The sequence below is a fragment of the Acrocarpospora catenulata genome, assembly GCF_018476525.1.
GTDB classification, from domain to species: Bacteria; Actinomycetota; Actinomycetes; order Streptosporangiales; family Streptosporangiaceae; genus Acrocarpospora; species Acrocarpospora catenulata.
The window spans coordinates 12394-38547 of sequence record NZ_JAHCST010000057.1; the positions used below are offsets into that span (position 1 = coordinate 12394).

The following is a 26154-nucleotide window of genomic DNA, read 5'->3' on the forward strand; positions in this document are numbered from 1 at the left end:
CTCCTATTGGTGATCTCTCGCTGGGTCCAACGAACGGGCAGGAACTCCCCGTTCCACTACGAACCCTGAGAAAACCCCTAGGGATGGTGAGCCGGTGGCAGCGCGAACGGGTTCATGCCGGCGCCCGCCCGCACCAGCGCCCGCCCGGTCGCCCGCATCACCGCCCGCGTCTGGTCCTTGAGGAACAGCCAGGCCAGCCACCCGGCGACCAGCACCGCCCAGTACGAGATGAGCCGGTAGAGCGCCACCACGGCCGCCGCCGCGCCCCCGCTCGCCCCGGCCGCGATGAAGGTGGCCGCCATCCCGATCTCCATCACCCCGAGACCGCCCGGCACCACCGCCAGCGCCGCCGCGGCCTTGGCGGCGACGTAGCCGAGCAGCAGGGTGTGCGCCCCGATCGGCGCGCCGACGGCCAGGCAGACCGCGGCCAGGCAGGCCACGTCCAGCAGCCAGTTGGCCAGCGCGAGAGCGGCCAGCACGGCCTGGTCCCGCCGGGAGGCCCGGATCGCGTCCCGGGCGGCGCGTACCTCGGCCACCAGGCGGGGGGCGCGTTCGCGCGGGAGCCGTACCCGCCGCCGGACCCGGACCAGCACGGCCGCCGCCACCACGACACCCGCCGCGGCCAGCAGCGTGGGCACCCGGGTCTCCGGCGCGCCGAGCAGGGCCACCGCGGCCAGCACCCCGAAGGCGGCCCCCGAGGAGAACGCGGCCAGCACCAGGGTCGCCGCGATCAGCGACCGCCCCGCCCCCAGCCGCCCGAACTCCCGCGTCGAGTACGCGATGGACACCACCGGTCCCGCGGGCAGCGAGTTGGCCACGGCGTTCCTGGCGTACGTGATGGCCATCGCCCTGCCCAGGGAGACCCTGATCCCGCCCAACGCGAGCAGCCGCCGGAACAGCCGGGCGAAGGTGGCCATGGACATGCACTGCGCGCCCGCCGCCACCCCGAGCCAGACCAGATCGGCCTCGGCGACCACGGCCCAGATCTCGGCCGGCGACGGCAACTGGTCCCGCAGGACCAGATACGCGAGCCCGGTCGCGGTGGGAACCGCGACCCACTTCCACCCGCGAGTCATGCGCACACCTCGAATCTTTCACGGCATGCCTGAGATGACGCTGAGGATGCCTGTGAAAATGGCCACTTGGTCAGGTGGCGGGCACCGGTTGGGGGGCCAGGGCGGGACGCCGTACCGGGACCAGCAGGAGCACCAGCCCGGCCAGGGCCCAGGCGCCGAGCACGGTCAGCGGCAGGGCCAGCGCGTGGCCGTCGAAGAAAACGGTGTTGCGGATGGCCACCGTGCCCTGGCCGATCGGGAGCACGTTGCCGATTGCCGCGTACCACTCCGGGATGAACCTGGCCCCGAGCGGGCCGCCGCTGGCGGGCACGCCGACCACCACGAAGAGCAGCGCGGCCAGGCCCACGCCGGGGGTGCCGAGCAGCCGGACCAGCCCGGACACCACCAGGCCGAGGGTGAAGGTGACCGCCGCGGAGACCGCGACCAGGCCGAGGTAGGCCCCCGGCAGGGCGCCGAAGACGACGTCGGCCAGCCAGGCGTTGGCCAGCGCCACGGTGACGGCGGCCAGCGCGACGGCCCCGATGCGCTCGGCGGTGCTCGCGGGGCCGCGCCCGATCAGTACGGCGATGGCGATGCCCGGGATGACCAGGGCGATCACGTAGAACATGCCGGCGACGCCGCCGGTGTCGCCGGGCGGCAGCGGGTGGGCGTCCTCGACGGTCAGGGTCTGGCCCTGGGCCTGGGCGAGCGTGCTGAACACCTGGGTGACGATCGTGGACGCGGTGCGCCCGCCGGCGCTGGCGACGACCAGTTTGCCCTGCTGGGGCAGGAGCACGGCCTCGACCTCCCGTTCCCCGAGCGCGGCCCGCGCCCCGGCTTCATCCGGATAGGTCCGGATGTCGAAGGCGCCGGGTCTCCTTTCGCTGAGCCCGGCGTCAAGCTGGGCGGCGATCTGCGCGGGGGCGACCACGGCCACCGGGACGCCGTGCGGTTCCGGCTGGTGCAGCGCACCCACGAACGAGGCGGCGAACGCCAGCCCGATGAGGGTGACCAGCACCACGGGGGCGAGGAGCTTCCGCATCGAATTCTCCTTCTAATGAGTTCAACAGCGTTGAGTTCAACATAGTTGAATTCATCATGGTTGAATAGCCCGCATGGAGAACATCAAGAGCGGGCGCCGCCCCGGCTCCCCGCAGACCAGGGAGGCCATCCTCGACGCGGCCATCGAGGCGTTCACCCAGCACGGCTACGCGGGGACCACCATCCGCGGCGTGGCCCGGGCGGCCGAGGTCGATCCCGCGCTGGTCATGCACTTCTTCAGCAGCAAGGACGGGCTCTTCGACGCCGCCCTCCGGCACGGCGGCATGCCGGTACAGCAGCTCGCCGAGGCGCTGGACGGCCCCTTGGAAAGCATGGGCGAGCGGCTGGCCGACCGCTATCTGGCGCTCTGGGAGGACCCGACCATCGGCCCGCGCATCCGGGCGGTGGTGACGTCCGTCGCCGCCTCTCCCGCCGCGGCCGCCATACTGAAGGGCTTCATGCTCCACGAGCTGGCGCTCCCGCTCGTCAAGCGGCTGGGCGGCGACCACCCCGAGGAGCGGGCACTGCTGGCCGCCTCCCAGCTCATGGGGCTGGCCTTCGCCCGCCACGTGATCCAGATCGAGGTGCTGACCGCGCTCTCCCGGCAGTCGCTCGTCGCCTGCGTCGCGCCGTCCATTCAGCGCTTTCTCACCGGGGATCTTCCACTGCGCTAAGTGGGTAATAGGGTGTCATTGACGCTCTTTACGGAGGCCATAGTGGACACGGCGACCCTCCAGACGCAGACGCGGCTGATCCTTCGCCAGCAGATCACCATGATGGTGAACCGGTATTCGGTCCACACGGTGGCGCCCGACGGCTCCGAGGGCACGATGGTCGCCTTCGCCGAACAGAAAAGGCTGGCCCTCAAGGAACAGGTCACCTTCTACACCGACGAGACCCGTGGTGAAGCCCTGGCGGCGTTCAAGGCCCGCAAGGTGATCGACCTGGCCAGCGGGTACGACGTGGTGGACGCCTCGGGCACCCCGCTCGGCCTGTTCCGCAAGGAGTTCGGCAAGTCGCTGTTCCGCTCCACCTGGCACCTCCAGCAGCCTGGCCTGCCCACCTACACCGGGCAGGAGCGCAACCTCGGGGTGGCCCTGCTGCGCCGGGTCACCGACGTGCTCTCCTGGCTGCCGTACCACTTCGACTTCAGCGTCGGGGCCTCGATCGCCTTCTCGGTGGAGCGGCGGTGGGGGCTGCGGGACCGGTACGCCATCGAGATCAACGACCCGCGGCTGGACCGGCGGCTGGTGATCGCCATGGCGGTGGCGCTGGACGCGCTTCAGGGACGCTGACTCCGCTTCCGGGACGTGTTATCGTCGAGGTAGCTCGTCTGCTTCTGGCCCCGATCCTGGGGCGCAGCCCGAGCAAGCCTTTCGAGATCGTCGCGCGTCCTCCACTGTTCGCGTGTCCTTCTCCGCCCGCGTGTCTTTCACTGCGCGCGATCGCCTGACACTTCCCATATCCGCAAGGACAACCATGACTCTTACCCAAGCTCCGCTGGGTGAGCCTCGGACCCGTACCCGAACACGCCCGGCGACCGCCGTGCGCGAGGTCAGCGGGATCCTCGACGGCGCCACCCTGAGAACCTCCGGCTACCTGCCCGGTCCCTTCGACGTGACCGTCCCGAAGCACCTGCTGGCGGGCCTGCGCACCGGTGACCTGATCACCGGCACCGCCGAGGGCGGCCGGCTGACCGCCGTCACCGAGGGGCCGCCCGCTGATCGGCCCGAATTCTCAAAACTCACCCCCGAACATCCCACCCAACGACTCCGCCTCGAAACCACTCGAGGGGTGCTCGCCACCCGGGTGCTCGATCTGATCGCCCCCATCGGCAGAGGCCAGCGCGGGCTCATCGTGGCCCCGCCCAAGGCCGGCAAGACGCTGCTCCTCCAGGCCGTCGCCAACGCCGTCACCGCCAACCACCCCGAGGCGCACCTGATGGTCGTGCTCGTCGACGAGCGGCCGGAGGAGGTGACCGACATGCGGAAGTCCGTCCAGGGTGAGGTGATCGCCTCCACCTTCGACCGGCCCGCCGCCGACCACATCGCGGTCACCGAACTCGCCGTCGAGCGGGCCAAACGGCTGGTGGAGGTCGGGCATGATGTGGTCATGCTGGTGGACTCGATCACGCGGCTGGGGCGGGCGTACAACATGGCCCAGACCGGCGGCGGGCGGGTGCTCACCGGCGGGATCGACGCGCGGGCCATCCATCCGCCGAAGCGGCTGCTGGGGGCGGCCAGGAACCTGCGCGAGGCCGGGTCGCTGACGATCCTGGCCACCGCGCTGGTGGAGACCGGCTCCCGGATGGACGACAACCTCTTCGAGGAGTTCAAGAGCACCGGGAACATGGAGCTCAAGCTCACCCGGGCGCTGGCCGAGCGGCGCGTCTTCCCCGCCGTGGACGTCACCGCCTCCGGCACCCGGCGGGAGGAGCTGCTGCTCGATCCCGCCGAGCTCACCCTGGTGCACAAGCTCCGGCGGGCGTTGCACGCGCCCGAGACGTACGAACCCTTCCTCACCCGGCTGAAGGAGACCTCCTCCAACGCCGAACTCCTGCTCTCCCTCAACGCCGCCGCCTGACATGCTCCCGGTCCATGAGGTGCTGCCGCGGCTGCTGACGGCGCTGGAGTCGGGCGCGGCCGTGCTCACCGCGCCGCCGGGCACCGGCAAGACGACCGTGGTGCCGCTCGCGCTCGCCGAAGGTGGGCGGCGGGTCCTGGTGGCCGAGCCACGGCGCATCGCGGCCCGCGCCGCCGCACGGCGGATGGCCTGGTCACTGGGGGAGAAGGTGGGCGCGCGGGTCGGGTACACGGTGCGCGGCGACCGCCAGGCCGGCCCGGAGACCGTGGTCGAGGTGGTCACCACCGGCGTCCTGCTCCAGCGGCTGCACCGCGATCCCGAACTGGCCGGGGTCGACGTCGTGCTGATGGACGAATGCCACGAACGTCATCTGGACGCGGACACCGCCCTCGCCTTCCTGCTCGACGTGCGCGCCACCATCCGGCCCGAACTGCGCCTGCTGGCCGCCTCCGCGACCGCCGACGCGGCCCGCTGGTCCCGCCTGCTCGGCGACGCGCCCGTCGTCGAGGCGACCGGCATCCGGCACCCGGTCGAGATCATCTGGACTCCGGCCGGTACGGAGATCCTCCGGCATATCTCTTCCGTGGTACGGCTCGCGCTCGCGCGCCATTCGGGGGATGTGTTGTGCTTCCTCCCCGGTGTGCGGGAGCTGGCCACGGTTGCCGGTCTGCTGTCCGGGTTGCCAGGGGACGTGCGGGTGCTTCAGGTGCACGGGCAGGCGTCCGCCGACCAGCAGGACGCCGTACTGACGCCCGGGCCCGAGCGCCGGGTCATCCTGGCGACCGCTGTCGCCGAGTCGAGTCTGACCATTCCCGGCGTACGGGTGGTGGTGGATTCCGGGCTTTCCAGGGAACCCCGGATGGACCACGCCCGGGGCCTGGGGTCCCTGGTGACCGTACGGGTGTCGAAGGCGTCGGCCACCCAGCGGGCCGGGCGGGCCGCGCGCGAAGCCCCCGGAATCGCCTACCGGTGCTGGTCCGCCGCCGAACACGACCGCCTCGCCGCCTACCCCCAGCCCGAGATCGCCACCGCCGACCTCACCGACTTCGCCCTCCAGATCGCGCACTGGGGAAGCCCGGACGCCACCGGCCTGGCCCTGCTCGACCCCCCGCCGCCGGGAGCCCTGGCCGCCGCCCAGGAAACCCTGCACAGCCTGGGCGCCCTCGACGGGACCCGGCTCACCGCGCGCGGCCGCACCATGACCACGCTCGGCGTGCATCCCCGCCTCGCCCGCGCCCTGCTCGACAGCACCCCACGGCTCGGCCCCGCCCGCGCCGCCGAGATCGTCACCCTGCTCGCCGACCCCGCGCTCCCCGGCGAGGACCTGGTCACCACCCTGCGCGCCCTCCGCGACGGCCGCCATCCCGGCGCCGCGCGATGGCGTCAGGAGACCCGCCGCCTGACCACACGAGCGCCGTCCGGCTCCGCCGCCGCAGCTGACGGCGACGATTTCGCGGTCGGGATGGTCGTGGCGCTGGCCTTTCCCGAACGGGTGGCACGGCGGCGCGGGCAGGAGTTCGTGATGGCCTCGGGGACGGCGGCCGAGGGCGGGCCACGGCTGGCCGGGGCCGAGTGGCTGGCGATCGCCAATGCGGACCGCCCGCCAGGCCGTGCGTCGGCACGAATCCGCCAAGCCGTGGCCATCGACGAGGAGCTGGCGCGCCTGGCCGCCGGTTCCCTCCTCACCACCGAAGACGAGATCGGCTGGCGGCGCGGTGAGATCGTGGCGCGCCGGATCACCCGACTCGGGGCCATCGAACTCACCTCAACTCCCCTACCCGGCGCCGACCTCCGCCCCGCCGTCCACCAGGCACTCACCGACGAGGGTCTGACCCTGCTGCGCTGGACCCCGGAAGCGACCGCGCTCCGCCACCGCATGGCCTTCTGCCATCGCACCCTCGGCGCACCCTGGCCCGCCACCGACGACACGTCCCTCATCACCAACGCGGAAACCTGGCTGGAACCCGAACTCTCCCAGATACGCCGCCGCGACGACTTCACCCGCATCGACGTACACGCCGCCCTGAAGCGCCTGCTCCCCTGGTCCGCACGCCTTGACTACATCGCCCCCGAACGGATCAGAATCCCCAGCGGATCCCAGATCAGAATCGACTACTCCACCGACCCACCCGTACTCGCAGCCAAACTCCAGGAACTCTTCGGCTGGACGGCAACCCCCACAGTGGCCGGCGTCCCCCTGACCATCCACCTACTCTCCCCCGCCGGACGCGCAACGGCCATCACCACCGACCTGCCGTCGTTCTGGCGAACGGCCTACCCCCAGGTACGCGCCGAGCTGCGTGGCCGCTACCCCCGGCACCCCTGGCCCGAAGACCCACTGACGGCCACCCCAACCAGCCGCACCAACCCACGCCGCTAACGCCACCTCAGTCAAAGGATCCTGCGGGGGAGGCTGTCACCGGCTAACCATCCTCGATGCCGGAGAGACGGGAGGTGCGGCAGGGGTCGTCGGAGGTGCTGGGTGGGCGGTTGTGGGGGTTGGTCAAGGGTTGGGCTAGGGAGTGAGGGATTGGTAAAGGGATGGGTGGGGGAAGATTTGGGGTTGGGCAGATTGGGATTTTTCGGGTGAAAGTGGTGCATAACGGTTCTGCAGGGCAACATCGCTGGACCAGGGGGACACATGGGACAGGCTCGTCTTCAGCTCGCCGTTCTCAGTACGGTCACCGTGCTGGCGGCAGGCATTGGCGTAGGCACCGCATGGGCGACCCCATTGGCGCCCAATCCGCCGGACTCCGACCAACACGCACCCAGCCACACCGATCAGGATCCGCCGGAAACACCGGCGGAGGAGAACCTGCCGGCGGTGACGCCGCCGGGCAGTCCAACCGCTACCGGGTCACCCTCGCCCACGATGGTGGATCCGACGACCGCCCTTCACAAGGCACTGACCAAGACGGCACAGACTTCCAGCTCGGCCGGACACTTCGACTTCGTCTGCGGCGGGTCCACGGGCAGTGGCCGCTATTCGGCCCAGAGCAAGCCCAGCGTGAAGATGGACGCCAGGATCAGCGACCTGAACGTGAACGGTGAGGCCAAACCAAACAAGCCCCACCTGATCCTCGACAACAACGTCATCTACGCGAACACCGACGGACTGGTGAAGACCGACCCGAAGACGCCGTGGTTCAAGATCGGGGTCGACCAGCTGCCCGGCCCGAACGGCCGGATGATCGCCAGCCTCGTCCACGGCAAGATCAACGACCCCGCCACGATCAAGGGGGTGGTCGACGCGTACCAGGACGTCAAGAAGGTCGGCGAGGAGAGCGTGAACGGCATCAAGACCACGCACTACACGGGGACCTACGATGCCGCCAAGGCCCGGGCGGCGCTGGGGGGCACGACCGGCGGGATGACCAGCCCGTCGCCGATGACCTCCCCGCACCACAGGTCGCCGGGCGGGGAGACCACGAGCCCCGGGGCCGGTCGCACGCCGAGCAACCTGCTGTTCGACATCTGGGTCGACAACAAGGACAGCCTGGTCCGCAAGTCCCAGTACCGGAGCGAGCCGGACGCCAAGACCAAGCTGGACATCACCTCCACGGTGACCAACTACAACCAGCCGGTCACGGTGTCGGCACCGCCGCCGAACCAGACCAAGCAACTCGATCCACACCTACTCGAAAAGTGGTCGGGCAGCTGACCGACCACCGGTCAGGTGACCGTGATCGCGACCGGTCCTGGTGACCGGCGAACAGGCCATCCAGGAAACCCCACCAAAAGAAGGCGCGCCCTCCACACCCGGGGGCGCGCCTTCACCTCGTTTGGCCTCCTCACCTTCACCCGCCGCCCGCCGGACCGGCATGATCGGCCGCATGAATGACTGGCGCGTCCTTATCGAAGAGAACATCGGCCGACTTGATCGGAAAGAGTGGCAGATATCGGACATCTACCAGGTCAAGGGTGGCCGGGAGGAGGCCAGGTCCATCGCGTACGAGCTGGCGATGCGCCACGCCCCCAAGCACCCCGTGACCGAGAAGGAGCGGGTGGTCTACCGCATCAACGAGGACATGTGGCTCACCATGATCACCGGCGCGACCAGCCGCTACCACTACCGCGTCACGGTGGCCGAACTTTTCACCCGCACCAACGCCCCAAAGGAGTGATACCGTGGTGATATCACTTCAATAGCAATGGAGGGGCCATGGAACGACAGGCGTTCCGGACCAACGGTTTCGTGATGGTGCTGGCGCTCATCCTGATCCAGGCGGCCGCGATCCTGATCCCGCTCGCGGCCGGCAGCGTGGTGCAGACCATCGTGATCGGCACCATCGCGGTGATCCTGGTGGGCGTGCTGGCCAGCGGCTTCACCGTGGTCAACCCGAACGAGGCCAAGGTCGCCCAGTTCTTCGGCCGCTACATCGGCTCGATCAAGGACCCGGGCTTCCAGTGGCTGGTCCCGCTGACCCTCCGCCGCCGGGTCACGCTCCGGGTGCGCAACTTCGAGACCGCGAAGCTGAAGGTGAACGACGCCGACGGAAACCCGGTCGAGATCGCCGCCGTGGTCGTGTACCGCGTGGTCGAGACCGCCAAGGCCATTTTCTCGGTGGATGACTACGAGCAGTATGTGGCGATCCAGTCCGAGGCCGCCGTCCGCCACCTGGCCACCACCCATCCGTACGACTCGCACATCGAGGGTCGCACCAGCCTGCGCGACGGCGCCACCATCGCCGAGGAGCTCACCCTGGAGCTGCGGGAGCGCACCGGGCTTGCCGGGATCGAGGTCATGGAAGCCCGCATCACCCACCTGGCGTACGCGCCGGAGATCGCCCAGGCCATGCTGGTCCGGCAGCAGGCCGCCCAGGTGGTCGCCGCCCGGCGGCAGATCGTGGAAGGCGCGGTCGGCATGGTCCAGCTGGCCCTGGCCCGGCTCAGCGAGGAGCACGTGGTCGACCTGGACGAGGAGCGCCGTGCCGCCATGGTCTCCAACCTCCTGGTCGTGCTCTGCGGCGACCGGGCGACCCAGCCGGTGGTGAACACCGGCAGCCTGTACGCCTGACATGTCGGAAACCCGGCGAGAACCGAAGAAAGTGCTGGTCCGCCTCGATCCCGCCGTCCACGAGGCCATCGCCAAGTGGGCGGCGGACGAGCTGCGCAGCATCAACTCCCAGATCGAGTTCGCCCTCCGCCTGGCCCTCAAGCAGGTCGGCCGGACGACCAAGCCGAGTGCTGAGGAGTGAGTCACCCCCGGTCGGGGTCTGATCGGACCATCAGACCCCGATGGGGTGCCAGACGGTCTTGGTCTCCAGGAAGGCTGTCATCCGTCCCGTGCCCGGGTCGGCCAGCCAGTCGATCTCGCCGTCCGGGGGCCGGATCACCCGCTTGAGGTTCTCGGCGGCCAGTTGCTCGCAGGCCACCGCCAGTTCCGGCGCGGCCCCGGTGAGGTCGATGCCGTTGACGTCCATGTGCCCGGCCAGCCAGGGCGCCAGCTCCGCCGCGTCCCCGGTGAGGATGTTGACCACCCCGCCGGGCAGGTCCGAGGTGGCCAGCACCTCGGCCAGCGTGACGGACGGCAGCGGCGCCCGCCCGGAGGCCACCACCACGCAGGTGTTGCCGGTGACGATCACCGGCACGACCACGCTGACCAGCCCGAGCAGCGGCCCCATCGGCGGCGCGACGACCGCCACCACCCCGGTCGGCTCGGTCGAGGACAGGTTGAAGTAGGGCCCGGCCACCGGGTTGGCCGACCCGCGAATGGCGCTGATCTTGTCCGACCAGCCCGCGTACCAGACCAGCCGGTCCACGGCCGCGTCCACCAGTTCCCCGGCCTTCTTGGCCGACACCCCGTCGGCGGCGACCAGCTCGGCCGCGAACTGGGCCCGGCGGCCCTCCAGCATCTCGGCGATCCGGTAGATCACCTGCCCCCGGTTGTACGCGGTGGCCCCCGACCATCCGCCGAACGCCTTGCGCGCGGCGACGACCGCGTCCCTGGCGTCCTTCCGCGACGCCTTGGAGGCGTTGGCCAGGAACTCGCCCTTGGAGGAGGTCACAGCGTAGGACCTTCCGCTCTCCGACCGGGGAAACGCCCCGCCGATGAACAGTTTGTACGTCTTGCGAACGGCCAGCCGCTCGACCGACTCACGCGCGTCACGTGGCAAGGTAGGCCTCCAGACCATGGCGGCCACCCTCGCGGCCGTACCCCGACTCCTTGTACCCGCCGAACGGCGAGGCAGGGTCGAACCGGTTGAACGTGTTGGACCAGACCACCCCGGCCCGGAGCCGGTCGGCCGTCCACAACATCAGCGACGCCTTCTCCGTCCACACCCCGGCCGACAGACCGTACGGCGTGTTGTTGGCCTTCTGCACGGCCTCCTCGGGGGTGCGGAAGGTCAGCACCGACAGCACCGGGCCGAAGATCTCCTCCCGGGCGATCCGGTGCGACTGCGCCACCCCGGTGAAGACGGTGGGCGGGAACCAGTACCCCCGCTCGGGGATCGCGCAGGGCGGCGACCAGCGCTCGGCGCCCTCCTGGTCCCCGATCTCGGAGAGTTCGCGGATCTTGGCCAGCTGGGCGGCCGAGTTGATCGCGCCGATGTCGGTGTTCTTGTCCAGCGGGTCGCCCAGCCGGAGGGTGCCGAGCCGCCGCTTCAGCGACTCCAGCAGCTCGCCGGCGACCGACTCCTGGACCAGCAGCCGGGAGCCCGCGCAGCAGACGTGCCCCTGGTTGAAGAAGATCCCGTTGACGATGCCCTCCACCGCCTGGTCGATGGCGGCGTCCGCGTACACGATGTTGGCGGCCTTGCCGCCCAGCTCCAGGGTGAGCTTCTTCGCGGTTCCCGCCACGTTCCTGGCGATCAGGCGGCCGACCTCGGTGGAACCGGTGAAGGCGACCTTGTTCACGTCGGGGTGGGCGACCACGGCCGCGCCGACGTCCCCGGCCCCGGTGACGATGTTGACCACGCCGGGCGGCAGGTCGGCCTGCCGGCAGATCTCGGCGAACAGCAGCGCGGTCAGCGGGGTGGTCTCGGCGGGTTTGAGCACCACGGTGTTGCCGCAGGCCAGCGCGGGAGCGACCTTCCAGGCCAGCATGAGCAGCGGGAAGTTCCACGGGATGACCTGGCCGGCCACGCCGATCGGGCGGGTGCCGTACCCGGCGTACTCCAGCTTGTCGGCCCAGCCGGCGTAGTAGAAGAAGTGCGCGGCGACCAGCGGCAGGTCCACGTCCCTGGACTCGCGGATCGGCTTGCCGTTGTCCAGCGACTCCAGCACGGCCAGCTCGCGGGCTCGTTCCTGGATGATCCTGGCGATCCTGAACAGGTACTTGGCCCGCTCCGCGCCGGGCATCGCCGACCAGACGGCGAAGGCCTTACGCGCGGCCTGTACGGCCCGGTCCACGTCCTCGGCGGAGGCGCCGGCGATCTCCGCCAGCGGCTCCTCGGTGGCCGGGTTGATCGTCTTGAACGACGGGCCCGTACCGTCCACGAAGTCGCCGTCCACGAACATTCCGTAGGACGACCTGATGTCGACGATGTCCCGGGACTCGGGCGCCGGTGCGTACTCGAACATCATCAGTATCAGTCCAGGGTGAAGTAGTCGGGGCCGGAGTACCGGCCGGTGTCCTGCTTCTGCCGCTGCATGAGCAGGTCGTTCAGCACCGAGGAGGCGCCGAGCCGGAACCAGTCGGGGTGCAGCCAGCCGTCCCCGACGGTCTCGTTGACCAGCACCAGCATCTTGATCGCGTCCTTGGTGGTGCGGATGCCCCCGGCCGGTTTGACGCCCACCTTCCGCCCGGTGGCGGCCAGGAAGTCGCGGACCGCCTCCAGCATGACCAGCGTCACCGGGAGCGTGGCCGCGGGCTGCACCTTGCCGGTGGAGGTCTTGATGAAGTCGCCCCCGGCCAGCATGGCCAGCCAGGAGGCCCGCCGCACGTTGTCGTAGGTGGACAGCTCACCGGTCTCCAGGATCACCTTCAGGTGGGCCGGGCCGCAGGCCGCCTTGATGGCGACGATCTCCTCGTACACCTTCAGGTAGTCCCCCGCCAGGAAGGCCCCCCGGTCGATCACCATGTCGACCTCGTCGGCCCCGGCGGCCACGGCCAGCGCGGTGTCGGTCACCTTGACCTCCAGCGACGACCGCCCGCTGGGGAACGCGGTGGCCACGCTGGCCACCTTCACCCCCGACCCGCGCACCGCCGGTACGGCTTCCGCCACCAGATCGGGGTAGACGCAGACCGCGGCCACCTTCGGCACGTCCGGGTTGGCCGGATCGGGGTGGACGGCCTTGGCGCACATCGCGCGCACCTTGCCCGGCGTGTCGGCGCCCTCCAGGGTGGTCAGGTCCACCATGGAGATGGCCAGGTCGATGGCCTGTCGCTTGGCGGTGGTCTTGATGGAACGGGTGCCCAGCATGGCCGCCCGCCCGTCGGCGCCCACCCGGTCCACGCCCGGCAGCCCGTGGAGGAAGGCTCGCAGGGTCGCGTTGGACGACGCTACGTCGATGCTTGTCGTGGTTGACACCTGACCAGCATCCCCGACCAGGGGTAATGAGTCCAAACCGGGTTCCGCCGATCCTGATCTCGAATCTTTGGCACATCTCACGGGGGTCGGTTCCAGGCCGTTCCGTCCCGGTCTAAGACACCGCCTTAGGTTCCAGACCGGTCTAAGGCGGTCGTAGGCCGAAGGTTCTCCAGGAGATAAGGCATCCGCCTCATGTGGCGGTAGGGGCCTTAGACCGAACCTTGAGTGTGTAAGGAAACGAACAAACGAGGAGAACCCGACATGGGACCCGAACTGCACTACCAGCTGATCATCAACCGAGTGGCGGAGCTCCAGCGCGAGGCCACCAGCCACCGGCGCGCGCGCGAGGCCCAGGCGGCCAAGAAGGCCAAGCAGCGCAGCGGCGAGCGCAGCGCCCGCGCCAGCTTCGGCAAGCTCCGCGCCTCATGACGCCGCCCTGCATGCCCGGCCGGAACCTCCCTCCCGGCCGGGCATGCGAACACCCCCCGTAGCCTGACCAGCTCACAAAAAACGGGGCGATTAGTTCATAGGGGGCATGACATGCTGGACGACATGGTGGGTCGTGCGGTCAGCCCTGTCTTCGTGGGAAGGGCGACGGAACTGACGCTGCTCTCCGAGATCTACGACCAGGCGCGGAAACAGGCCGCCACCGCCGTGCTGCTCGGCGGCGAGGCCGGCGTCGGCAAGACCCGGCTGGTCACCCGCTTCGCCGAGCAGGCCGCGCAGAACGGCGCCCACGTGATCGTGGGCGGCTGCGTGGAGCTCTCCACGGAGGGCCTGGCGTACGCGCCGTTCACCGCCGTACTGCGGCAGCTGGTCCGGGAGATGAGCGCGGTCGAGATCGCCGCGCTGCTGCCGGAGGGCGCCGCCCGCGACCTGGCCCGGCTGCTGCCCGAGTTCGGCGAGCCGAGCGGCGACACCGAGACCGAGACGGCCAGGGCCCGGCTCTTCGAACAGGTCCTCACCCTGCTGGAACGGCTGGCCGAGCGGCAGCCGGTGATCCTGGTCATCGAGGACATCCACTGGGCCGACCGGTCCAGCCGCGACCTGATCGCCTTCCTCAGCCGGAACCTGCGCGCCATCCCGCTGCTGATGGTCCTCACCTACCGCTCCGACGAGCTGAACCGCACCCACCCGCTCCGGCCGGTGCTGGCCGAGTTGTCCAGGGTGGACGGCGTGGTCCGGGTGGAGGTGCCCCGGTTCACCCAGGACGAGGTGGCCGAGCAGATGACCGCCATCCTCGGCGCCACCCCCGAGTTCGCCCGGGTGGGCACGGTCTTCGAGCGTACCGAGGGCATCCCGCTGTTCGTGGAGGCCATGCTCGCCACCGACGGCGACTGCTCGGTCCCGGAGTCGTTGCAGGACCTGATCCTGGGCTCGGTGGAACGGCTGCCCGAGGAGACCCAGCGGGTGCTCCGCATCGCCGCGGCCGGCGGCATCCGGGTCGGTCACGCGCTGCTCGCGGCGGTCAGCGGCCTGTCCGACGTCGACCTGGAGAACGCCCTGCGCCCCGCCGTGGCCGGCAACGTCATGCAGGTCGCCGAAGGCGGCGCGTACGCCTTCCGCCACGCCCTGATCCGGGAGGCCGTGCACGACGAGCTGCTCCCCGGCGAGCACGCCCGGCTGCACGCCCGGTACGCCGAGGAGATCGACCGCGACCGCGCCCTGGTCCCGCCCGGCCGGGCCCCCATCGAGATCGCCCACCACTGGTTCTCCGCCAGGAACGACCTGTGGGCGCTGGTCTCGGCCTGGGAGGCGTCCGGCAAGGCGGCCAACGCCTTCGCCTACACCGAGCAGATCCAACTGCTGGAACGGGTGCTCACCCTCTGGGACAAGGTGCCCGACGCGGCCGCCCGGATCGACGCCGACCACACCACCGTGCTGGAGCGCGCCTCCGAGGCCGCCTACGCCAGCGCGGAGGTGGACCGCTGCATGAAGTTCGTCAAGGGCGCGCTGGCGGAGCTGGACGAGGCGGTCGAGCCGGAGCGGGTGGCCGAGCTGCTGGTCCGGCTGGCCAACTGCAAGATCCAGAAGGGCAAGCAGGGGGCCATCGACCACCTGCGCGAGGCCGAGCGGCTGGTCCCGCTGCCCTCCGAGACCCGGGCCTGGGTGCTGTCCCGGCTGGGCACCCTGCTGATGCTCGGCGACCACGTGGTGGAGGGCACCGCCGTCACCCAGGAGGCGCTGCGCATCGCCCGCGCCCTGGGCGACGAGTGCCAGGAGGCCGACCTGCTGATCAACCTGGCGCTCGGCCACTCCATCTCCGGCGACCTGGAGGCCACCCTCCGCACCAACACCCGCGCCCACGACATCGCCATCCGCCGCAATTCCGGCCGGGTGGCGCTGCGCGCCCTGGCCAACAACGTGGACGCGCTGGAGAACCTGGGCCGCTCCGCGGAGGCCGCCGCGCTGGCCGTCGACGGCGAGAAGCTGGCCAAGGAGTTCGGCCGCTACCGGGAGCACGGCGTGTTCATCGCCAACAACCACGCCGAGGCGCTGGAGTCGCTGGGCCGGTGGGACGAGGCGCTCGCCGTCATCAGGCACGCGATGGCCATGGGCCCCTCCGTCCGCAACCGCTGGCACCTGACCCGCACCCGGGCCATGATCCAGATGGCCAGGGGCGAGACCGAGGCGGCCAAGGCCGACCTGGTGGAGGTCGGCGCCTTCTCCGAGCGGCGCGAGGAGTGGACCCAGGAGTGGACCCACAACACCTGGCTGATCCTCACCTGGCACCTGCTGGCCGGCGACCCGCTCACCGCCCTGGACAAGGCGGAGCAGGCGCTGGTCAACCCGCCCTGGTCGCGTAAGGCCATGCTCGGCTGGCGGCTGCTCGCCCAGATCCAACGGGTCTGCGACGCCGCCGAGCCGGTCGCCAGGGACCGCGCCCACCAGCTCCGCGCCCGCGCCTACGAGCTGGCCGCCACCATGAACACGCACGGCCCGGTGAGCGAGGCGTTCCGGCTGGAGTGCCGGGGCGAGTTCGCCGCCGCCGCCGAGGACTGGCGCCGCCTCACCCGCCCGTACGCCCGGAGCAAGGCCCTGCTGCACGCGGCGATCAACGGCGGCGAGCGGGAACAGGTGGCCGAGTGGCTGCGGGAGGCCAGGAAGCTGGCCGAGGAGCTGGGGGCCGTGCCGCTGCTCACCAGGGTGGAGGCGACCGCCAGGCGCGGCGGCCTGTCGCTGGCCCCGGCGGCGACCGAGACCCCGGACGGGGTGACCCTGCTCACCCCGCGCGAGCTGGAGGTGCTCCGGCTGGTGGCGGAGGGGCGCTCGAACCGGGAGATCGCCGCCGAGCTGGTCATCTCGGTGAAGACGGCCAGCGTGCACGTCTCCAACATCCTGGCCAAGCTGGGCGTCTCCACCCGGGGCGAGGCCACCGCCGCCGCGCACCGGCTGGCGCTGCTCGCCTAGATCAGCGCGTCGGCGATCAGGATGACGCCGAAGACGGCGAACGCGGCGGCGGCGCCGTACCGCACCACCTTTTCCGGGAGGTTGGCGCCGAGCAGGCGGCCCACCATGATGGCCAGCGCGTCGGCCGCGACCATGCCCACCGTGGAGCCGATCCAGGTGCCCAGCCAGCCGTGCTGGGTGGCCAGCGTGATGGTGGCCAGCATGGTCTTGTCGCCCAGCTCGCTGAGGAAGAACGCCACGGTGACCGCCATCAGCACGGATTTGGTGGCGCGGTTGGCCTTGGCGGCCTCCTCCTCGGTGAGCGCGTCGCCGCGGAGGGTCCAGAGGGCGAAGCCGAGGAAGGCCAGACCGGCGATGATCGAGATGGCCGTGGTGGGCAGTGCGTCGCCGATCAGGTCGCCGATGCCCACGCTGATCAGGTGCACCAGGGTGGTGGCGATGGTGATCCCGGCCAGCACCGGGAGCGCTCGGTAGCGGGTGGCGAAGGTCAGGGCCATGAGCTGGCTCTTGTCGCCGAGTTCGGCCACGAAGATGACGGCCAGGGAGATCCAGAACGCTTCCAAAGGGGGTCGCCTTTCCAGTCACCGGCGACCGGGCCGCACTCCGCCCGAGAGGCCCCGGGGCAGGACGTTCGGCCCGGCAGCAGGCATCGCTGTCGGACCGAAGGTCTCGTCCGCCGCAAGGGCTCCGGGACCGGACGCGCCTGAACGCGTCAGTGTGTCGATCTCCGGATTCGGGACTACTCCCCTTCGGGTTCAATGAGAAATGCGTGACCTGGGCAGCCGCAGCGGCGAGTGCCTTGGTAGGCGGCCATGCGGCTGTCTATGGGACGCATTTCTCATTGATGTGTCCTGACCAGGGTAGCGCATGCTCAGAGGCGCACTCCGACCATGACCGGCTCGTTGACCAGGGTGACGCCGAAAGCCTCGGCCACGCCGTCGCGGACCTCGCGGGCCAGGGCGAGCAGGTCGGCGGCGGAGGCGGTGCCGGTCGGGTTGGTGAGGGCCAGGGTGTGCTTGGTGGAGATGCGCACCGGGCCGCGCGCGTAGCCCTTCGGGAAGCCGGCGTGCTCGATCAGCCAAGCCGCCGGAACCTTCACCCTTTGATCGGACATTTCCCATTTTGGGTGGCCGGGGGCGCGGTCGGCCAGCTCGGCGGCCTGGCGGGGGGTCAGGATGGGGTTGGTGAAGAACGAACCGGCGCTGATGGTGTCGGGGTCTTCCGGGTCCAGGACCATGCCCTTGCCCCGGCGCAGCTGGAGCACCGCCGCGCGGGCCTCCGCCAGCGGCACCCGGGAACCGAGCGGGACGTCCAGCAGGTTGGCCAGCTCCTGGTACGCCACCTGTCCCGACATTTCCGAATTTTTCAGCTCATAGGTGACGGCGAGGACTACATGCCGACCGGGGTCCTTCTTGAAGGCGCTGTCCCGGTACGCGAAGCCGCACTCCTCCGCGGGCAGTTCGGCCACCTCCCGGGTCACCCGGTCGAAGACCCGCACCGAGGCGACCGTCTGGGCCACCTCCTGCCCGTACGCGCCCACGTTCTGGATCGGCGTGGACCCCACCAGGCCCGGAATGCCGGACAGGCACTCCAGCCCCGACCACCCTTCGGCCACCGACCGGGCCACCAGCGCGTCCCAGTCCTCCCCGGCCTGCACGGTCACCCGCCCGCCCGGCGCGACCTCGACCCCCAGGGTGGCCACCTTGACCACCAGCCCGGGAAAGCCGTCGTCACCGACCACGAGGTTGCTGCCGCCCCCGAGCACCAGCACCGGCTCCCCGGCCTGGTCCGCCCCGGTCACGAGCTCGACCAGCTCTTCGGTGGAGGTGGCCTCGGCGAAGGCCAGGGCTGGGCCACCGAGCCGCAACGTGGTGTGGGGGGCGAGCGGTACCCCGGCGAGACGGTCAGACATACCGGCGATACTACGGAGTGGCGCGCAGGCGTTTGAGCACCCGCTCGTAGGTGCGGCGGGATTCCTTGTCCCGGTAGGCCGCGTCGACGTCGTAGTAGCCCCGGTGGCGCTCCTGCCGTACGGGCAGGTCCTTCTCGGGGACGATCAGGCGGCCGGGCAGGCTGAGCGAGAACTCCAGGTCGGCGTTGCGGTAGAAGCGCGCCCGTTCGGGGAAGCCGCCCGCGCCCAGCGCCGTCGCGCGGCGGACCGCGAACAGGTAGCCCAGCAGCGCGGTCACCTCGCCGGGCCCGGCGTCCTCCCACTGGTGGCCGTCCCCGGCCGGGTTGGCGCCCCGCCAGCCGGCCGCGGCCACCCCGTCGGCCTGGAGCGCGGTCACCAGCGGCGTGATCGCGTCGCCTTCCACGATCGTCGAGGTCTCCATGACCACGTGCATTTCGGCGTCGTCCAGGTGGAGGAGCTTGCTCCTGGCCGCGCCCCATCCGGCGGAACCGCCCCGCCAGTGGGGTTTCTCGGCCACGTGCCACTCACTGATCCGGTCCGGGTACCGCTCCGCCAGTTCGTGCAGCACCCGGCCGGCGCCGTCCACGTCGCCCAGGTCCAGCGCGATCACCCGGGCTGTGGTGTGCACCATCAGCGCCTCCACGCAGGCGCGCAGATCGTCCGGCCAGCCGTCCACCACCAGGCCGGCCGAGACCGAGAACTCCGGGACCTCGACCTGCGGCTCCTGGTGTTCCGCGATCAACTCATCGATGCGGGAGGTGGCGCTGCTGCCGTCCCAGAGCAGCTGGGAGGCGATCATGGACGGGGTGCCCGCTGGAGTCAGTGCGGTCTCGATCATTCCGCCCGGGGCAGTCGGGTCGTCCATAATGGCCGCCGCCGCGCCGGTCGGCGCCTCCCCCGGCGGGGAGTGCGGATGGGAGATGTCCACCAACACGGCCGACACCGGGATGGACGCCACGGTCGGCCACACCTCGAACGGCGGTTTGGCGGTCAGCTCGAAACCGCCCCCGGGCGTGTCGCGGACGATCCACCCGGCCGCCGTGATCTCCTCGCGGAGCGCGTCGGCACCGGCGAAATCCCGGTCGGTACGCGCCCGCGCCCGCCGTTCGGCCAGCTCGACAACGTCAGGTGGAGGTAGCGTCACATAGCTGACGCTACCCAGCCAGATCGGAAACTATCGCCGGCTCAGGAGAGCTGCACGGTCGCCCGGGCCTTGGAGAGCACCCGGGAGTCGCCGGACCTCGCGGTGAGCGCCACCACGACCCGCTTGTCCTCCAGCTTCTCCTCCACCAGGCCGCTGACCACCAGCGTCGCGCCCTGCTCGTCGTCCGGAACGACCACCATGGAGGAGAAACGCACCCCGTAGTCGACCACCGCGGCCGGGTCTCCCGCCCAGTCGGTGACGAACCGGCCGCCCTCGGCCATGGTGAACATGCCGTGCGCGATCACATCGGGCAGGCCGACCGAGCGCGCGAACCGCTCGTTCCAGTGAATCTGGTTGAAGTCGCCGGAAGCCCCGGCATACATGACCAGGTCGACCCGGCGCACCTGGTACTCCACGGCCGGGATCTCCTGGCCGACCTCGACCTCGTCGTACTTGACCGTCGCCGCCATCGCCTACGCCGCCCCTCCGCGCTCGACCAGAACCTGGTACGTGGTGCAGACCGGCTCCCCGGCCGCGGTGGCCACGTCACTCCGGATGGTCAGGAACTCGTTGCGGCCGACGCTGCGGATCTCCGCGATGGTCGCGGTGGCCACCAACTGGTCGCCCGCGTAGATCGGGCGCTGGTAGGAGAAACGCTGCTCACCGTGGACGACCATGGCGAAGTTGAGCCCGAACTCGGGGTCGGACAGGGCCTCGCTCGCCCCGGCGAGCGTGAAGACGATCGGGAAGGTCGGCGGAGCCACCACATCGGGGTGCCCGGCGGCGACCGCGGCTTCCCGGTCACGGTAGACCGGGTTGTCGTCGCCGATCGCGGCCGCGAACTCCTTGATCTTCACGCGACTGACCTCGTAGGGAGCAGGCGACGGATACGCCCGCCCCACGAAATCACGATTCAAAGCCATCGGTCCCGCGCTCCTTCGGGTGCAGAGGGTGACCAGGCCGACATTAACAGAACAACCTTCGGTTGTCGCATGCGGGTACGATCACGCTCCGAGCGGGCCCATGATGAAACCCGGATGGGCCCGCGATGGACCGTATGGCGGGCTAGCGAGTCAGGCTAGCGGGTCTCGCGGTGCGCCCGGTGCGTCTTGCAGTTCGGGCAGTACTTCTTCAGCTCAAGCCGATCCGGGTCGTTACGCCGGTTCTTCCGCGTGATGTAGTTGCGGTGCTTGCACTCCTGGCAGGCCAACGTGATCTTCGGCCTAACGTCTGTGGCAGCCACGTGGGAGTGCCTTTCTACGACTGGGACTACTGGACGAACCCGCGCCGGGCTCCTTTTGAAGGGGGACCCGGCAGGGTAGTAGCGGAGGCCGGACTTGAACCGGCGACACAACGATTATGAGCCGTTTGCTCTGCCTGACTGAGCTACTCCGCCTGGCGACCGACAAAACTCACCGGCCACGCAAGGATACCCGACTGGCACGACAGTCACGCACACGCGTGCATCGCGATGATCGAGATCGGGAACCCACGACTTTCACCGAAGCCCCCAAATCACTTTCGGCGGGAAACTACCGCCCGCCAAGCCAAAAGCCCCACCCGAATTACTCGGACAGGACTTGATGGCTGAGAGCCCCCAAACGGAATCGAACCGTTGACCTTCTCCTTACCATGGAGACGCTCTGCCGACTGAGCTATAGGGGCGGCTCCCGCCGCGCTCGCGCGCTGCGGACAGGTGTAACCATACACGCACGCCGCTGCGGATGCGAAATCAAATCCCGCCCCGCCGGCGGCGGCGGTCACGGGGTCTGCAAGGTGCCGTTGAGGTCGGCACTCCCCTGCTCAGCGGCCGCCACGTCGGCGTCGATCTCGTACTTGGAGAAGTACGCCTGCCCCTGCGCGGTCTTGACCGAGCTGAGTGTCACGGTCGCGTCATAGGGCCGGTCCAGGCAGGCGGGCAGGCACCAACTGCCGCTCAGCTTGCCGGCGCCGACGGCGGTGTCCGGCCCCCAGGTGCGCCAGGTGATCCCCTTGAGCGAGGTGAACTCGGAGACCACCAGGTCGGCCGGGTGCTGGTCGGGCTTGCCGTGCTCGGCGGCGTAGAAGTTGAACACGTAGACCGGGGCGACGGAGGCCGGAGCCGTACCCGGGGAACCCGTACCGGCTGGCGGGGACGAGCTACAGGCGGCGGCCAGGGATGCGACGGCGAGCACGATGAACAGGCGCATAACCTGACGTTAGATGGCCTGGCCTGCGGATTCCCGGCATCCACGTAACAGTGGCGCTTATGGGACGGTCAGGAAAAGGCCGCCACCTGGCTCGCGGCGCGCCGGGGCAGCGCGATGACCTCGCAGAGGTCGGCGAGGTCCACGTGCCGCGCCACCGCCTCCACCGAGAAACAGTCGGCGATCAGCCGCCCGTGCCGCCGAACCCGCAGCACCTGGCGCCCGCCGAGTGTCGCGGGCACGATCTCCAGACCGTCCGGCCCCACCCATCGCCTGTCCATAGCTCGACAAAATAGCGTCCAGCACCGTCAATTTCGGGTAGCGACACCCGCCACTCGCGTTTCATACCGGAACGGCCCCAAGTCAACCCTAGGTCGACCTTAAGCGGGCAGTCGCACGCTGGGGCCATGACGAAACCCGATCTCACCGGTATCCGGATCATTCACCGCGCCATGCGGGGCGACCTGCACCGCCTGGTCGCCCTCACCGAGGCCGCCAGCACCGGCCAGACCACGTTCACCCCGGCCAGGGCCGCCGCGCTCGCCGCGTACATCGGCCAGGTCAGACACGCCATCCACGTGCACCACACCCGCGAGGACGAGATCGTCTGGCCGCTCCTGGAGCGCTCGGCCGGCGCCGCCGTGGACCTCGCCGACCTCTCCGAGGACCACTCGGTGCTCGACCCGCTGCTCGCCGAGATGGTCGCCGCCGCCGACGCGTTCGCGAACGGCACCGGTCAGCCGGGCGCGCTGGCCAGTGCCGTACGGAAACTCTCCGACCTGCTCGACGAGCACATCGAGGAAGAGGAGCGGCGGATCTTCCCTGTCATCCAGAAGTACGTGACCGGGGAGGAATGGGAGCAGACGGAGAAGAAGTTCCGCAAGGGCGGCGACGTCCGGTTCGAGCTGGCCTGGGTCTCCGAGTACACGACCCCCGAGGAGCGTGCCTTCCTGCGGGCCAAGGCCGGGCCGATGCTCACCCTGATGCTGGCCCTGATCCGCCCCGGCCACCGCCGCCGTCAGCGCCTGCTCTTCGGCTCCGCCGCCTGACGCACCCGTGCCACCCAGTACGCCGAGCCCAGGCGTTCGGCCACCGCGACGGCGTCGGCGAAGTGCCGGTCCGCGCCGGGCTCGCCCAGGGACCTGGCGAGCTCCCCCAGCGTCAGGTCCACCGGGCCGAGCGTCATCGACCCGCTGTGCAGGCCCGCGAACTCCCCTGCCGCGAGGCTCAGCTCCCGGTAGCACTCGGCGGCCACCGTCCGGTCGCCGAGTGCCATCGCGGTCTCGGCCCGCAGCACCGTGACGAACAGCCAGTAGACGCCGTGCTCGGGCCACACGTCCGGCCGCCAGACGGCCCGCGCCTCGGCCCGCCGCCCCGCCGCGACCAGGGCCCGCGAGTAGAACTCCATGAAATCGCCCCCGAGGACGCGCCAGGTCTGCTCCAGCTCGTCCAGCACTTCCTCCGCGCGCCCGGTGAGCAGCCCGATGACGAACCGGGCGACCAAACTGAACAGGTCGGCGTTGGGGCTGCCCGCCTCGGACATCCGGTCGGAGATCACCAGGAAGGCCGCCTCCGCGGCGGGGAAGTCGCCCGCGAGGTAGTGGTCGAGCGCGTCCAGGATGGCAACGATCACCAGCATCTCGCCGAGCTGGCCGGTCGTGGAGAGCCGGGTGGCCTGGTCGGCGTGCCAGCGGGCACGCGCCCGGTCGCCCCGGCCCAGCGCAACCATGATCATGAGGTAGTGGCCGAAGGCCTGGTAGCCGGGCAGACCGGCCCGTTCCGCCACCGTGAGCATGTCCTGTCCCGCGGCGACCAGCTCGTCCCGGCGGCGCGGATAGGTGAGCACCCAGTACAGCCCGTTCAGCGCCATGCAGTGCAGTTGGGGGTCGTCCAGCTCGCGGGCGATCGCCAGCGCCTCCCTGGCGGCCTGCTCGATCTCCTCCCGGCTGTGGCCCTCCAGTTCGTGGCAGAGCGCGACCAGCAGCCGCCCGCGCAGGGCGGGATCCGCCGCCGGGATGGCCTCCCTGATCGCCCCCAGCATCTCCTGATCCTGGGGTGCGCTCCGGCGGATCGTCCAGAGCAGCGGGGCGTCCAGGCAGGCCGCCGCGCGGCCCAGCGCCGCCGGATCGGCCAGCCGCCGCGCCACGGCCACCGCCTCGGCACGCAACGGCAGCGCGGCGACCACGTCTCCGGCGTGCGCCAGCGCCGAGACCAGGCGGCAGAGCACGTCCAGCCGGAGCTCGTGGTGCGGCTCGGCCGCCAGGTCCAGGGCGGCCAGGGCCCCCTTCAGCAGGGTGACCGCCTCGCGGTGCGCGTACAGGCTGGAGGCTCGGGTGGCGGCGCGCACGGCGTACTCGACGGCCCGGGTGGCGGTGGTGGCGGTGGCCGCGGCCAGGGCGTGGTGGGCGAGGGCGGTCACGTCGCCTGGCCGTACCGACTCCAGGGCGGTGAGGACCTTCTCGTGCAGGCGGGTGCGGCGCAGCCGGGGGATGTCCTCGTAGAGAGTCTCCCGGACCAGGACGTGCGCGAACCTGACCATGCCGGGGACGGGCTCGGTGAGCAGGCCGGCGAGCACGCCCGCCTCCAGGCCGTCCAGCACGGTGTCCTCGTCCGCGTCCGGCAGGGCGACCAGTACGTCGGTGTCGGCGTCCCGGCCGAGCAGGGCGGCGTTGCGCAGCGTGGTCTGGGCGGTCGCCGGCAGCCGGGCCAGCCGCCGCCTGATCACATCCCGCACGCCCGGGGGCAGCCGGTAGGCCGCCGCGACGCCCTCGGCGCCCAGCAGCCGCGCCGTCTCACTGACGAAAAACGGGTTGCCGCCGGTGCGTTCGGCGATGGCCGCGATGGTGGCCTCGTTCACCGCGACCCCGGAACGTTCCCGGACCAGGGTGGCCACGTCCGCCACTTTCAGCCCGTCCAGGGTCAGGTTCTCCGCCGTCTGTACGGCCAGGGCCGCGCCGGTGGCCATCAGGTCGGCGCCGGTCTCGGCCGGGCGGTGGGTGAGCAGCACCAGCGCCGGGGTGCCGGTCAGCCGGGCGGCCAGGTGGCGGAGCAGGTGCAGGGTCTCGTCGTCGGCGCGGTGCACGTCCTCCAGCACCACCAGCAGTGGCCCCGGCACCTGCTCAAGGAAGTCGCCCACCGCCCTGGCCAGCCAGAACTGCCCGTCCGGCGCGGCATCCTGGGAGAGCAGCGGGGCCAGCCTGGCCGCCACCTCGGGGCTCGGCTCGCGTACCGGGAAGAGCTGGCGGAGCACCTCGGTCCACGCCCACGCCGGGGGCACCCCGCCGAGGGTCTCCGGGCAGCGGCCCACGGCCGTCGTCCAGCCCTGCTCGGCCAGGGTCCTGGCCAGCGCCTCGGCCAGCGTGGTCTTGCCCGCCCCGGCGTCCCCGCCCAGCCAGGCCACCCGGAAGCCGCCCCGCGCCGCGGCGGCCGCGGCGGCCAGCCGGGCCAGCTCTGTGGTCCGCCCGACCAGGCCGGTGGCCGGGGGCGGCGGTGTGGGCAGGGCCGGCTGGAGCGGGGGCGGAACCGGCTGCAGCGTCTCGGTCTGGGCGAGGATGTCGGTTTCGAGGGTGCGCAGCGCCGGTCCCGGGTCGACGCCCAGCTCCTCGGCGAGGATCTCGCGGGTCCGGCGGATGGCGGCCAGCGCGTCGCCCTGCCGTCCGGCCCGGTAGTAGGACAGGGCCAGCAGCCGTACGGCGTTCTCCCGGTGCGGGTGCGCGGTCACGTGCCGTTCCAGGTCCGGTACGGCGGCAGCGTGGCGGCCCAGGGCCAGGTTCGCCTCGGCGCGGTACTCGACGGCGGCCAGCTTCAGCTCCTCCAGCTGGACGGCCTCGGCGCGGGCCCACTCCTCGTCGGCGAACTCGGCGTACGCGATGCCGGTCCACAGGGCCAGGGCCTGGTCCACGCGGTCGATCGCGGTGGCCGGTTCGCCGGCGTTCAGGGCGCGGGCGGCCTCCTCGACGAGGCGGGGCAGGTGCCAGGCGTCGACGTCCTCCGGGTGGAGCTGGAGGCGGTAGCCCGGCGGGGCGCTGACCAGAATGGTGGCCGGGGTGCGCGGGGCGCGGGCCGGTTCCAGGATGCGGCGGAGGTTGGAGACGTAGACCTGGAGGGCGGCGAGGGCCTTGGGCGGGGGCTGGGCATGCCAGAGGTCGTCGATGAACCGGTCGGTGGAGACGATGTGGCCGCCCGCGGCCACCAGGCGCGCCACCACGGCACGCTGGAGCGAGGTCCCCAGGTCAACCTGGCGATCCCCCACTTCGGCCGTCAACTGCCCCAAAACACGTATACGCACCATCGTGGGAGAAGCATAGGTCTGCGGGGCGTGTGGGGACAGTGGGCCCTACCTTTTCCG

24 protein-coding genes, 2 tRNA genes and 1 pseudogene are annotated in these 26154 nt (G+C 70.8%); 11 read left to right on the top strand and 16 right to left on the bottom strand.

Annotated features, from left to right (window positions below; translation table 11 throughout):
* Nucleotides 1-77: 77 nt before the first annotated feature.
* Complete coding sequence (locus tag KIP79_RS36605; protein ID WP_214109580.1) at nt 78-1076, bottom strand: lysylphosphatidylglycerol synthase transmembrane domain-containing protein; 999 nt, start codon at nt 1074-1076, stop codon at nt 78-80.
* Nucleotides 1077-1146: 70 nt separating this feature from the next.
* Nucleotides 1147-2097 carry a hypothetical protein gene (locus tag KIP79_RS36610; protein WP_214109581.1) on the bottom strand — a complete coding sequence of 317 codons (951 nt, stop codon included), beginning with the start codon at nt 2095-2097 and terminating at the stop codon, nt 1147-1149.
* 73 nt (nt 2098-2170) lie between these two features.
* Between KIP79_RS36610 and KIP79_RS36615 the strand changes: the two genes are divergently transcribed.
* The 8 genes and pseudogenes from KIP79_RS36615 to KIP79_RS36650 all read left to right on the top strand — a co-directional run bounded on the left by KIP79_RS36615 (nt 2171) and on the right by KIP79_RS36650 (nt 9877).
* A complete protein-coding gene (locus tag KIP79_RS36615; RefSeq protein ID WP_214109582.1) occupies nt 2171-2770 on the top strand; it encodes a TetR/AcrR family transcriptional regulator in 600 nt (199 codons plus the stop codon).
* Nucleotides 2771-2812: 42 nt separating this feature from the next.
* Nucleotides 2813-3391, top strand: coding sequence for an LURP-one-related family protein (locus tag KIP79_RS36620; RefSeq protein WP_214109583.1), 579 nt, complete (start codon nt 2813-2815; stop codon nt 3389-3391).
* Between the two features lie 259 nt (nt 3392-3650).
* Nucleotides 3651-4679, top strand: a pseudogene (rho, locus tag KIP79_RS36625) (transcription termination factor Rho); the annotation flags it as partial.
* Between the two features lies 1 nt (nt 4680).
* Complete coding sequence (gene hrpB, locus KIP79_RS36630; RefSeq protein WP_214109585.1) at nt 4681-7059, top strand: ATP-dependent helicase HrpB; 2379 nt, start codon at nt 4681-4683, stop codon at nt 7057-7059.
* A gap of 261 nt (nt 7060-7320) precedes the next feature.
* Nucleotides 7321-8340, top strand: a complete 1020-nt coding sequence (locus KIP79_RS36635) for an SCO4651 family lipoprotein (protein WP_504742724.1) — start codon at nt 7321-7323, stop codon at nt 8338-8340.
* A gap of 172 nt (nt 8341-8512) precedes the next feature.
* On the top strand, nt 8513-8803 hold the full coding sequence (locus KIP79_RS36640) for a hypothetical protein (protein ID WP_214109587.1): 291 nt from the start codon (nt 8513-8515) through the stop codon (nt 8801-8803).
* A 38-nt stretch (nt 8804-8841) separates the two neighbouring features.
* Nucleotides 8842-9696, top strand: a complete 855-nt coding sequence (locus KIP79_RS36645) for an SPFH domain-containing protein (protein ID WP_214109588.1) — start codon at nt 8842-8844, stop codon at nt 9694-9696.
* A 1-nt stretch (nt 9697) separates the two neighbouring features.
* The gene (locus KIP79_RS36650) at nt 9698-9877 is read left to right on the top strand and encodes a type II toxin-antitoxin system antitoxin (RefSeq protein WP_214109589.1); all 180 of its coding nucleotides are present in this window, start codon (nt 9698-9700) and stop codon (nt 9875-9877) included.
* A 30-nt stretch (nt 9878-9907) separates the two neighbouring features.
* On the opposite strand, the gene KIP79_RS36655 is transcribed toward KIP79_RS36650, so the two are convergent.
* From KIP79_RS36655 to deoC, 3 genes are read right to left on the bottom strand one after another with little or no spacing between them, the layout of a single operon-like run.
* On the bottom strand, nt 9908-10813 hold the full coding sequence (locus KIP79_RS36655; RefSeq protein WP_214109590.1) for an aldehyde dehydrogenase family protein: 906 nt from the start codon (nt 10811-10813) through the stop codon (nt 9908-9910).
* Nucleotides 10785-12206 carry an aldehyde dehydrogenase family protein gene (locus KIP79_RS36660; RefSeq protein ID WP_214109591.1) on the bottom strand — a complete coding sequence of 474 codons (1422 nt, stop codon included), beginning with the start codon at nt 12204-12206 and terminating at the stop codon, nt 10785-10787. The genes KIP79_RS36655 and KIP79_RS36660 overlap by 29 nt, the downstream gene beginning before the upstream one ends.
* 5 nt (nt 12207-12211) lie before the next feature.
* Entirely contained in the window at nt 12212-13153 is a 942-nt protein-coding gene (deoC, locus tag KIP79_RS36665; RefSeq protein WP_214109592.1) for a deoxyribose-phosphate aldolase, read from the bottom strand.
* A gap of 261 nt (nt 13154-13414) precedes the next feature.
* Here deoC and KIP79_RS36670 point away from each other — a divergent pair, with 261 nt between their 5' ends.
* On the top strand, nt 13415-13582 hold the full coding sequence (locus KIP79_RS36670) for a hypothetical protein (protein WP_214109593.1): 168 nt from the start codon (nt 13415-13417) through the stop codon (nt 13580-13582).
* A gap of 111 nt (nt 13583-13693) precedes the next feature.
* Nucleotides 13694-16564 (top strand): ATP-binding protein, encoded by a 2871-nt coding sequence (locus tag KIP79_RS49825; RefSeq protein ID WP_214109594.1) that lies wholly within the window; start codon nt 13694-13696, stop codon nt 16562-16564.
* Here KIP79_RS49825 and KIP79_RS36680 read toward each other — a convergent pair.
* From KIP79_RS36680 to KIP79_RS36725, 10 genes are all read right to left on the bottom strand, one after another.
* Nucleotides 16561-17127: a TMEM165/GDT1 family protein gene (locus KIP79_RS36680; protein ID WP_214109595.1), complete on the bottom strand. Its 567-nt coding sequence runs from the start codon at nt 17125-17127 to the stop codon at nt 16561-16563. The genes KIP79_RS49825 and KIP79_RS36680 overlap by 4 nt on opposite strands.
* A gap of 308 nt (nt 17128-17435) precedes the next feature.
* Complete coding sequence (locus tag KIP79_RS36685) at nt 17436-18476, bottom strand: UDP-N-acetylmuramate dehydrogenase (RefSeq protein ID WP_214109596.1); 1041 nt, start codon at nt 18474-18476, stop codon at nt 17436-17438.
* Nucleotides 18477-18486: 10 nt separating this feature from the next.
* Nucleotides 18487-19620, bottom strand: coding sequence for a CysS/YqeB C-terminal domain-containing protein (locus tag KIP79_RS36690; RefSeq protein ID WP_214109597.1), 1134 nt, complete (start codon nt 19618-19620; stop codon nt 18487-18489).
* Between the two features lie 41 nt (nt 19621-19661).
* Nucleotides 19662-20090: a MaoC family dehydratase gene (locus KIP79_RS36695; RefSeq protein WP_214109598.1), complete on the bottom strand. Its 429-nt coding sequence runs from the start codon at nt 20088-20090 to the stop codon at nt 19662-19664.
* 3 nt (nt 20091-20093) lie between these two features.
* Nucleotides 20094-20543, bottom strand: coding sequence for a MaoC family dehydratase N-terminal domain-containing protein (locus KIP79_RS36700; RefSeq protein ID WP_214109599.1), 450 nt, complete (start codon nt 20541-20543; stop codon nt 20094-20096).
* Nucleotides 20544-20698: 155 nt separating this feature from the next.
* A complete protein-coding gene (gene rpmG, locus KIP79_RS36705) occupies nt 20699-20863 on the bottom strand; it encodes a 50S ribosomal protein L33 (protein WP_036325591.1) in 165 nt (54 codons plus the stop codon).
* Nucleotides 20864-20942: 79 nt separating this feature from the next.
* A tRNA-Met gene (locus tag KIP79_RS36710) sits at nt 20943-21016 on the bottom strand.
* 196 nt (nt 21017-21212) lie between these two features.
* Nucleotides 21213-21285, bottom strand: a tRNA-Thr gene (locus KIP79_RS36715).
* Between the two features lie 95 nt (nt 21286-21380).
* Nucleotides 21381-21809, bottom strand: a complete 429-nt coding sequence (locus KIP79_RS36720; protein ID WP_214109600.1) for a hypothetical protein — start codon at nt 21807-21809, stop codon at nt 21381-21383.
* 68 nt (nt 21810-21877) lie between these two features.
* The gene (locus KIP79_RS36725; RefSeq protein WP_214109601.1) at nt 21878-22087 is read right to left on the bottom strand and encodes a transposase; all 210 of its coding nucleotides are present in this window, start codon (nt 22085-22087) and stop codon (nt 21878-21880) included.
* A 126-nt stretch (nt 22088-22213) separates the two neighbouring features.
* On the opposite strand from KIP79_RS36725, the gene KIP79_RS36730 reads away from it, so the two are divergent.
* A complete protein-coding gene (locus tag KIP79_RS36730) occupies nt 22214-22855 on the top strand; it encodes a hemerythrin domain-containing protein (RefSeq protein ID WP_214109602.1) in 642 nt (213 codons plus the stop codon).
* On the opposite strand, the gene KIP79_RS36735 is transcribed toward KIP79_RS36730, so the two are convergent.
* The gene (locus tag KIP79_RS36735; protein WP_250214434.1) at nt 22825-26070 is read right to left on the bottom strand and encodes an ATP-binding protein; all 3246 of its coding nucleotides are present in this window, start codon (nt 26068-26070) and stop codon (nt 22825-22827) included. The genes KIP79_RS36730 and KIP79_RS36735 overlap by 31 nt on opposite strands.
* Between the last annotated feature and the right edge of the window lie 84 nt (nt 26071-26154).

What these genes read in the sequence shown, in the direction of transcription:
- KIP79_RS36605 (WP_214109580.1), bottom strand. Translation starts at nt 1,076, where the DNA reads ATGACTCGCGGGTGGAAGTGGGTCGCGGTTCCCACCGCGACCGGGCTC.
- KIP79_RS36610 (WP_214109581.1), bottom strand. Translation starts at nt 2,097, where the DNA reads ATGCGGAAGCTCCTCGCCCCCGTGGTGCTGGTCACCCTCATCGGGCTG.
- KIP79_RS36615 (WP_214109582.1), top strand. Translation starts at nt 2,171, where the DNA reads ATGGAGAACATCAAGAGCGGGCGCCGCCCCGGCTCCCCGCAGACCAGG.
- hrpB (WP_214109585.1), top strand. Translation starts at nt 4,681, where the DNA reads ATGCTCCCGGTCCATGAGGTGCTGCCGCGGCTGCTGACGGCGCTGGAG.
- KIP79_RS36635 (WP_504742724.1), top strand. Translation starts at nt 7,321, where the DNA reads ATGGGACAGGCTCGTCTTCAGCTCGCCGTTCTCAGTACGGTCACCGTG.
- KIP79_RS36640 (WP_214109587.1), top strand. Translation starts at nt 8,513, where the DNA reads ATGAATGACTGGCGCGTCCTTATCGAAGAGAACATCGGCCGACTTGAT.
- KIP79_RS36645 (WP_214109588.1), top strand. Translation starts at nt 8,842, where the DNA reads ATGGAACGACAGGCGTTCCGGACCAACGGTTTCGTGATGGTGCTGGCG.
- KIP79_RS36650 (WP_214109589.1), top strand. Translation starts at nt 9,698, where the DNA reads ATGTCGGAAACCCGGCGAGAACCGAAGAAAGTGCTGGTCCGCCTCGAT.
- KIP79_RS36655 (WP_214109590.1), bottom strand. Translation starts at nt 10,813, where the DNA reads ATGGTCTGGAGGCCTACCTTGCCACGTGACGCGCGTGAGTCGGTCGAG.
- KIP79_RS36660 (WP_214109591.1), bottom strand. Translation starts at nt 12,206, where the DNA reads ATGATGTTCGAGTACGCACCGGCGCCCGAGTCCCGGGACATCGTCGAC.
- KIP79_RS36670 (WP_214109593.1), top strand. Translation starts at nt 13,415, where the DNA reads ATGGGACCCGAACTGCACTACCAGCTGATCATCAACCGAGTGGCGGAG.
- KIP79_RS49825 (WP_214109594.1), top strand. Translation starts at nt 13,694, where the DNA reads ATGCTGGACGACATGGTGGGTCGTGCGGTCAGCCCTGTCTTCGTGGGA.
- KIP79_RS36685 (WP_214109596.1), bottom strand. Translation starts at nt 18,476, where the DNA reads ATGTCTGACCGTCTCGCCGGGGTACCGCTCGCCCCCCACACCACGTTG.
- KIP79_RS36695 (WP_214109598.1), bottom strand. Translation starts at nt 20,090, where the DNA reads ATGGCGGCGACGGTCAAGTACGACGAGGTCGAGGTCGGCCAGGAGATC.
- KIP79_RS36700 (WP_214109599.1), bottom strand. Translation starts at nt 20,543, where the DNA reads ATGGCTTTGAATCGTGATTTCGTGGGGCGGGCGTATCCGTCGCCTGCT.
- KIP79_RS36720 (WP_214109600.1), bottom strand. Translation starts at nt 21,809, where the DNA reads ATGCGCCTGTTCATCGTGCTCGCCGTCGCATCCCTGGCCGCCGCCTGT.
- KIP79_RS36725 (WP_214109601.1), bottom strand. Translation starts at nt 22,087, where the DNA reads ATGGACAGGCGATGGGTGGGGCCGGACGGTCTGGAGATCGTGCCCGCG.
- KIP79_RS36730 (WP_214109602.1), top strand. Translation starts at nt 22,214, where the DNA reads ATGACGAAACCCGATCTCACCGGTATCCGGATCATTCACCGCGCCATG.